Raw genomic sequence first — 6,032 nt, forward strand, 5'->3', positions numbered from 1 at the left:
ACCAATCAGTCGCTCAACCTCAGTCCTTTGCTGAAGCCTCATTTGATGACTGATAGCGGGTAATAGTTTGACCTCAGTTTCATTGCCAGGGCGAAAAGAGCGGCGACGAAACATAAACTTGAAATGCCGTTTATCCTGTGGCGGTAACTTCTCCCATACATCCGCGTCCCACCCAGGCGGCATGAAATCAGCTGATATCGGCAACAGGTTTCGTATTTGAGATTGAAGCTCGGTGATCGCTCTACCTTGTTGTTCAATTACTTGGTTTTGCTGCTCAAATTTTTGTTGTAACTGTGGAATTGCTTTTACTGATTGCTTGGCGATCGCTTCACAAGTCAGAAAATATTTGCGGATCTGCTTACCCTCTTCACTCTTAGCCAGCATCCCCATCTCTTTGAAACATTCCACTGTCAAATAGATTTTTTCTACTGGTCTACCTGACTTTGAGTTTTCCACCTCGAAGTGGAAAATATCATGGGGTAAGGCTTCTGGGGATTCCTCTGGTGATTGCGTGAAATAATCTAAATCTCGCTCAAAGTAACTAACTAGTGTTCGTTTGGCGCTGTCCTTTCGGCTATACCCAAGCACTTGCCAAGCCCAATCAAAATCTACAATCTGGTTGCTATCGTGTAACTGTTGAGCAAGCTCAAGCGTAAATTCTCTATTCATTGCCTTATCTCCTTTGTATAGGCGAACGGAATTAACCCCAAATGCAATGGGGTGATATTTTGAACGGTCTGGTTTATGAAAAATTTTTCAGGAAGTGGTTAGACGTGGGTTGATTTTGGGATTGCTAGGTATATAAGTTAGCAGTGTGTATTATGACTAATCCTCAAAAAAGACCCTTGCAGCCTGTTCCACCCAAGCAGACAAACCCAGCAGTTGATGAACTGGCTGCTTTGCGTCAAGAGATAAGTGAATTTAGAAAAGATTTTGCAAAATTTAGCAAGGAGCTATCGCTAAAAATGGCATTCGGCATCATCGGATCTTTAATTTTGATTCGTATAGTTGGTGAATTTTTAGGGCTTTTTAGGAGGTAGTATGCTTGGCTTATCCACACCTTTTTTGCATACTAATCCTCAAGACTTTCCGCTCCATATTTTTGTCGGTAGTGGTTTTTCTGATGACATGGAGTTTGCTGTTGAATTGCCTACTTCTAGATGGATTCCAAGAATTGGCGAAACACTTATCCTGCCGATGCGGAACGAGGAAGACAACATTGACTATGAGTGGGGTTTTATAGTCAAAGATGTTGTTTACGACTTTGTTGACAAACAAGTTACTGTATACTGCGATTTTCCTGCCGATGGGCAATGGAAGCTAGATTTTCCTGCGCCTTGCAAGTCACAAGTCAAAGGAGGCTAAATCGGGCGTTGAATTTGTAGATCCGTAAGTTTATTCAGGTGTATTTGAGCGCGGCAACTACCATGTCAAAGCGATCACTCTTGGTGGAGAGTGATCACTTTTTATTGTTGCGCTTGCTGGCCTATTCGCCTTTGCATTTCCGCGTCCGCTTCTTCCAAAGTTGTGCAAAACACGCCAGGACGGGAGCGAATAATGTTGAGATAGTACTGAAAAGCATCTTCATCTTGAGGATTGCGTCTCACATAATCCCGCAATTCCTTTTGGGTCATTGCTTGGTAGTTTGTATCGCTCATTCGGTTTGCTGTTGAAGATGTGCCAAAAATTCATCTACTGTACCTGTCCTTCCTTCATTCCGTAGACGTATAGCAAGAGCGTGTATTGCGTCTTCATCATCTCTGTGAGCTAAGACATAAGTTCTTAGCTGCTTGATAGTCATTTGTTCAAAATTCGGCTTCGGTTGAGTCATAGTTCACCTTCCCTTCGGGGCTGATTGATATCTCTGTTTCTTCGCCTGCAATGATGATTAAATCACCTGTTCTCCTATCAGTGGTGATTAAGTATATGGGTGTGTACATCTTGGTTAATTGCTGACAAATTCTGTACATCGCTGTTTTTTGTTCTGCCGTTGGCTCCAATTAATTCCCCTCCTAAGACTTGCTTGATGGTCATTGGCGCGATCGCTGAATATTTGTATTGATTATACGTTACAAGTATTGTAATAAGCTATATATCCCTAAAAAACATTTAACCCGCCTGATGAGGGGCGGGTTTTTGTTTATTGAGTAAATTTAATAACTGAGCGTGAGTTTGCCTGAGAGATTCGTTTTCCTCTCTCAGGCGACGGATTCCCCCAATAGTTGTGCGTTCTCAATGCCTACTTTCTTCTCAACTTCTTCTAGACGCTTAACAAACTCTGTTAGATTCTGCGAGTTCGGGATGGACTCTTCCTTGCTCAAGTAATCTTCAATAAATTGTTTAAGAGCGCCTGTAACTGTTTTTCCCTCTTCTCCCAGTTTTTTGCTAAAAGCATCCTTGGTTTTGGGGTCTATCTCAATCGAGATAAAAGTCCTTTGTCTTTTGGTCGTCATAATAAATTTTTCAATACTGCATACCTTTAATTTATTCTCGCCGAACCTGTATTGCAAGGTATTGAGTGTATTGTACCTTATGGTGCTTGACATTGTATCGTAAAATCAATACAGTAGATACAGAAAGCAAAAGACGACCGCCCTCCCTGGAAAGATAAGCGATCGCCTTTTATCAAATCACCCACCATAAAGATGGAGTATTTCAATGATGACACAAGCAACAATTAATCCTATTGCGTTCATCAAAATCTTAAATGAAGATGATGTGACCTTCACCGACATTGACGGGTTTTACAACTTTGAAGCTGTTGTTAACGGCGTTGTGATTGCCGAACTTTCTCACGATAGTTTCAATTTGGAAAACCCTTGGTATGTATCTGTTTCGGGAGTTGAGATTTACCGCTCTGCGCTTTATTGTGAGGCGACTGATTGGGTGAAATCGCAGTATGTTGCAGGTACATTAGTCAAGCACCAGCCGACAGACACAGTAGCGTTGACTGGCGCAAGAATTGAACGGGCTTTAACCATTGAAGTTCTAGAGCAGCATGGTGATGAGTTCGTTGTGCATAACTGCGAAAATAACCACTACTATGTTGTTCGCCCAAATAACTTAGAACCCAACGAGCGATGCGAATGTGCTGATTGTCACTACCGCTCAGTTAAATGCAAACACCAAATAGCAGTAGAAAATTTCTTGGGGCAACGGCTTGAAGTTGCAATCCCAAAAATTGTACTAAGTCTTGACGACTTACTCGATATTCCTTTTGACAAACTTACCGATGAGGAATGGGAGCGGTTAAAGAATTATCCAGCCCCGACTAAAAGCATGGAATTGGTAGCAGCGTAAGTCAATGGGTGGGCGTAATGCCCATCCTGAAAAATTTTTCATGAACGAGGTGAAATCACATGAGCGATATACCACAAGTTACAGGCAGTTTAGCTATTCGTAATATTGATGACCTAAGCCGTCTTTCAGCCATGCTTGCCAAGTCTGGGTTTTTCGCTGATGCCAAAGAAGCGGCTCAGTGTGGGGTAAAAGTTTTGGCAGGGCTGGAATTAGGATTTGGCCCTCTTGCGTCAATGGTCGGAGTTCATATCATCAACGGCAAACCGTCTATTGGGGCCAATTTAATGGCGGCGGCGGTAAAGCGTAGCGGCAAATACAACTACCGCATCACCCGCCACGATAACGACGGCTGCACCATTGTGTTTTATGAAAATGGCGAGGTGATAGGCGAAAGCACTTTTACTAGAGATGATGCCCAAGCTGCTGGTGCGTTGGATGGCAAGAACGGCCACACCTGGAAGAAGTTTCCCCGCAACATGATGTTTAACCGTGCAATGTCTAATGGGGTGCGCTGGTACTGTCCAGATATTTTTGCTGGCAGTGTGGCTTACACACCAGAGGAGTTGGATTGTCAAGTCGATGAAGAAGGCAACACAGTTGATATTTCAATTGCTGACCAACAACCACCATTGACTGTAGTGCCAGATGTCCACCCCCAAGACTTACGGGTTAAACAAATTCGCACACTGCTTGATTACCCACTGGATTTAGTCAAAGAGTGGCTACATTTCCAGGATGCTAAGACTCCAAGCCAGCTTGGCCAAAGTTTGGTTGATGAACTTGTCAAAACCATGTGTTTGGCTTGGGCTGCTGACAAAATCGACCATCCACTTCATGCTGAGAATTCTTACAAGAAACACGTAACTGGTGTACTAAGCCCAGAATTTGAGGAATTAGAGGCAATTAGGCAGTGGATGCAACACGTCCAACAAACTAGTCCGGCGCAGATTAAGGCATAAGTTCCAACAAGTTTTACACCAATTATCAAAATCTATGAATCTGAAAAATTTTTCAGCAAGTTTGTTAACTGCTCTATTTCTAATGCACTCTTTTACCCCTCCCGTACAAGCTACCAACGACGAATGCAGCCAAAATACCATCTGTCACCGGGGTGACGGTAGGAGATAAGCATGAATCAATTAACCGACGCTCTGAGCATAGCAGTCACCGAACATAGGTATGACTTCGTGTGCAACATCACGGCTGAAATTGTCGCCACCCTTGAAAAGCAGGGTTTGACCTTTGATGAGTTGCTAGATGGTTTGGCAAATTACGCATTTCTCCACTCTAAAAGCACAGACGCAGCTTGCTTCCTTGTTCGAGCCTGCTTATCTGCAAGAAAAGCGCAGATGTGACGGGTGAACATGAATAGTCCAGTTAGCTTGCGCCGACACAAGCGGCATTCTCCCAGACAGATGCAATATCGTAAATCCCTGCTGATTGAAAAGTACGGCATGAAGTGCTTTTGGTGTGAAGTCGCACTTACAACATATTCGCTAACCATTGACCATTTCATTCCACTTTCTAAAGGTGGCAATAACAAACTCAAAAATCTCAGAACAGCTTGCAAAGGCTGTAATAACAAACGAGGTAACGCTATGCCAGAAGACACGCCAGAAATTATTGCCCAAAAATCATGCATTCGCTTTCCTAGCCACTGGAAAACGCCTAAATATCATTTGGGACAACTAATGCAACAAGGGGAGATTGTTGCTATGGAATACCACCCGCCAGAGACGAAAAGAGCAAGCCTATATGGTGAATATTGGACTTACTTTGTGCTTTGTGGTTCACAAGATGATGATATAGAAAGCTTCCGTGAAGAAAATCTCCGACCACTTACCCATGAGGAGTTACAAGAGGAAATTGAAAGCAAAAAGGCTTTTATCAAAACTATAGAGACTAACATAGCAGCCTTGGGAGAACAATTGAAGGAGGTTGAACAAGTATAATTAAAGGCTGAAGTATGATGATTGTTGACACTCTCCTGGCTACAAAAATTTCGCTATCGCTCATTTTTGTAAAAAGCCAGGAGATTCTTGGTTCCACGAGTCCACTTAACTTAGAATCCTTGCGTATCTAAGCCAGAGGTGGTTCTCTCCCCAAGCGTTAACTTTTGGTCTGCCCGACCATAGTTGCACATAGTGCAATATTTGTTTGAAGTTTAATACTGTGCGTCTAGTACCTGTGAATCTTTTACCTACTTCCAGGTGATACTAGAACTACGAAGTAGAACCCTCTAGATTCAGTTGTCAAGGTGCAGCGTCTACTTGTTAGGTAGCAAATGGGTTTTTTAAGTGGTTGATTACCCTTCCACAAACCCTATTTTACCAAAAGTCGCCCTAGAAGGGCGAAGTTTTAAACCCAATTTTTTGATAAAGCCACCCAACTGGGTGGTTTTTTGCTTTGAGGGAACTTAAGCCATGATGTAAGTAAAAAGTCAGGTCATGGGAAGTTTAGGTTCTGCTTCAATTAAACTTAGCCTGGATCGTTCCCAATTCGACAGTGACTTAAAGAAGTTGCAATCAACCGATGCGGGGTCTATTGCTGTTCGCGCCAAACTAGATGCCAAGGATTTTGAGCAGCAACTCAAGGGACTGCGATCGCAACTACAGCAACTACAACCAATATTTATTCCCGTTGAGATAGACTCTTCAAAATTCAACGAACAAATCAAGAAACTCTCGGCTAATATCGACCCCATCAAAATCGATTTAGCTCCCAATGTCAAA

12 protein-coding genes are annotated in these 6,032 nt (G+C 42.9%); 7 read left to right on the plus strand and 5 right to left on the minus strand.

Features of this window, described 5'->3' with window-relative positions; all coding sequences use genetic code 11:
* A partial coding sequence (locus VE944_RS15285) for a hypothetical protein (protein WP_324978396.1) occupies positions 1 to 669 on the minus strand: 669 nt, incomplete at its 3' end.
* A 152-nt stretch (positions 670 to 821) separates the two neighbouring features.
* Here VE944_RS15285 and VE944_RS15290 point away from each other — a divergent pair.
* Complete coding sequence (locus tag VE944_RS15290; RefSeq protein ID WP_324978398.1) at positions 822 to 1,040, plus strand: hypothetical protein; 219 nt, start codon at positions 822 to 824, stop codon at positions 1,038 to 1,040.
* A gap of 1 nt (position 1,041) precedes the next feature.
* A complete protein-coding gene (locus VE944_RS15295) occupies positions 1,042 to 1,365 on the plus strand; it encodes a hypothetical protein (RefSeq protein WP_324978399.1) in 324 nt (107 codons plus the stop codon).
* Positions 1,366 to 1,466: 101 nt separating this feature from the next.
* Here the strand turns inward: VE944_RS15295 and VE944_RS15300 are convergent, their stop codons facing one another.
* The 4 genes from VE944_RS15300 to VE944_RS15315 form a co-directional block, all read right to left on the minus strand.
* Positions 1,467 to 1,658 carry a DUF6887 family protein gene (locus VE944_RS15300; protein ID WP_324978401.1) on the minus strand — a complete coding sequence of 64 codons (192 nt, stop codon included), beginning with the start codon at positions 1,656 to 1,658 and terminating at the stop codon, positions 1,467 to 1,469.
* Positions 1,655 to 1,831 (minus strand): DUF6887 family protein, encoded by a 177-nt coding sequence (locus VE944_RS15305; protein ID WP_324978402.1) that lies wholly within the window; start codon positions 1,829 to 1,831, stop codon positions 1,655 to 1,657. Before VE944_RS15305 ends, VE944_RS15300 begins: the two co-directional genes overlap by 4 nt.
* Positions 1,806 to 2,000 (minus strand): DUF6888 family protein, encoded by a 195-nt coding sequence (locus tag VE944_RS15310; RefSeq protein WP_414690130.1) that lies wholly within the window; start codon positions 1,998 to 2,000, stop codon positions 1,806 to 1,808. The genes VE944_RS15305 and VE944_RS15310 overlap by 26 nt, the downstream gene beginning before the upstream one ends.
* Before the next feature lie 198 nt (positions 2,001 to 2,198).
* Positions 2,199 to 2,453, minus strand: a complete 255-nt coding sequence (locus VE944_RS15315; RefSeq protein WP_324978406.1) for a hypothetical protein — start codon at positions 2,451 to 2,453, stop codon at positions 2,199 to 2,201.
* Positions 2,454 to 2,658: 205 nt separating this feature from the next.
* Here VE944_RS15315 and VE944_RS15320 point away from each other — a divergent pair, with 205 nt between their 5' ends.
* The 5 genes from VE944_RS15320 to VE944_RS15340 all read left to right on the plus strand — a co-directional run.
* On the plus strand, positions 2,659 to 3,300 hold the full coding sequence (locus VE944_RS15320; RefSeq protein WP_324978409.1) for a hypothetical protein: 642 nt from the start codon (positions 2,659 to 2,661) through the stop codon (positions 3,298 to 3,300).
* A 59-nt stretch (positions 3,301 to 3,359) separates the two neighbouring features.
* Positions 3,360 to 4,259: a hypothetical protein gene (locus VE944_RS15325; protein WP_324978411.1), complete on the plus strand. Its 900-nt coding sequence runs from the start codon at positions 3,360 to 3,362 to the stop codon at positions 4,257 to 4,259.
* 171 nt (positions 4,260 to 4,430) lie between these two features.
* Positions 4,431 to 4,655: a hypothetical protein gene (locus tag VE944_RS15330; protein ID WP_324978413.1), complete on the plus strand. Its 225-nt coding sequence runs from the start codon at positions 4,431 to 4,433 to the stop codon at positions 4,653 to 4,655.
* A gap of 9 nt (positions 4,656 to 4,664) precedes the next feature.
* A complete protein-coding gene (locus VE944_RS15335; RefSeq protein WP_324978415.1) occupies positions 4,665 to 5,252 on the plus strand; it encodes an HNH endonuclease in 588 nt (195 codons plus the stop codon).
* 495 nt (positions 5,253 to 5,747) lie between these two features.
* Positions 5,748 to 6,032, plus strand: a 285-nt coding sequence (locus tag VE944_RS15340) for a hypothetical protein (protein WP_324978416.1), incomplete at its 3' end; no start/stop codon positions are given.

The sequence above is a fragment of the Nostoc sp. genome (assembly GCF_035638895.1).
Lineage (GTDB): Bacteria > Cyanobacteriota > Cyanobacteriia > Cyanobacteriales > Nostocaceae > Nostoc.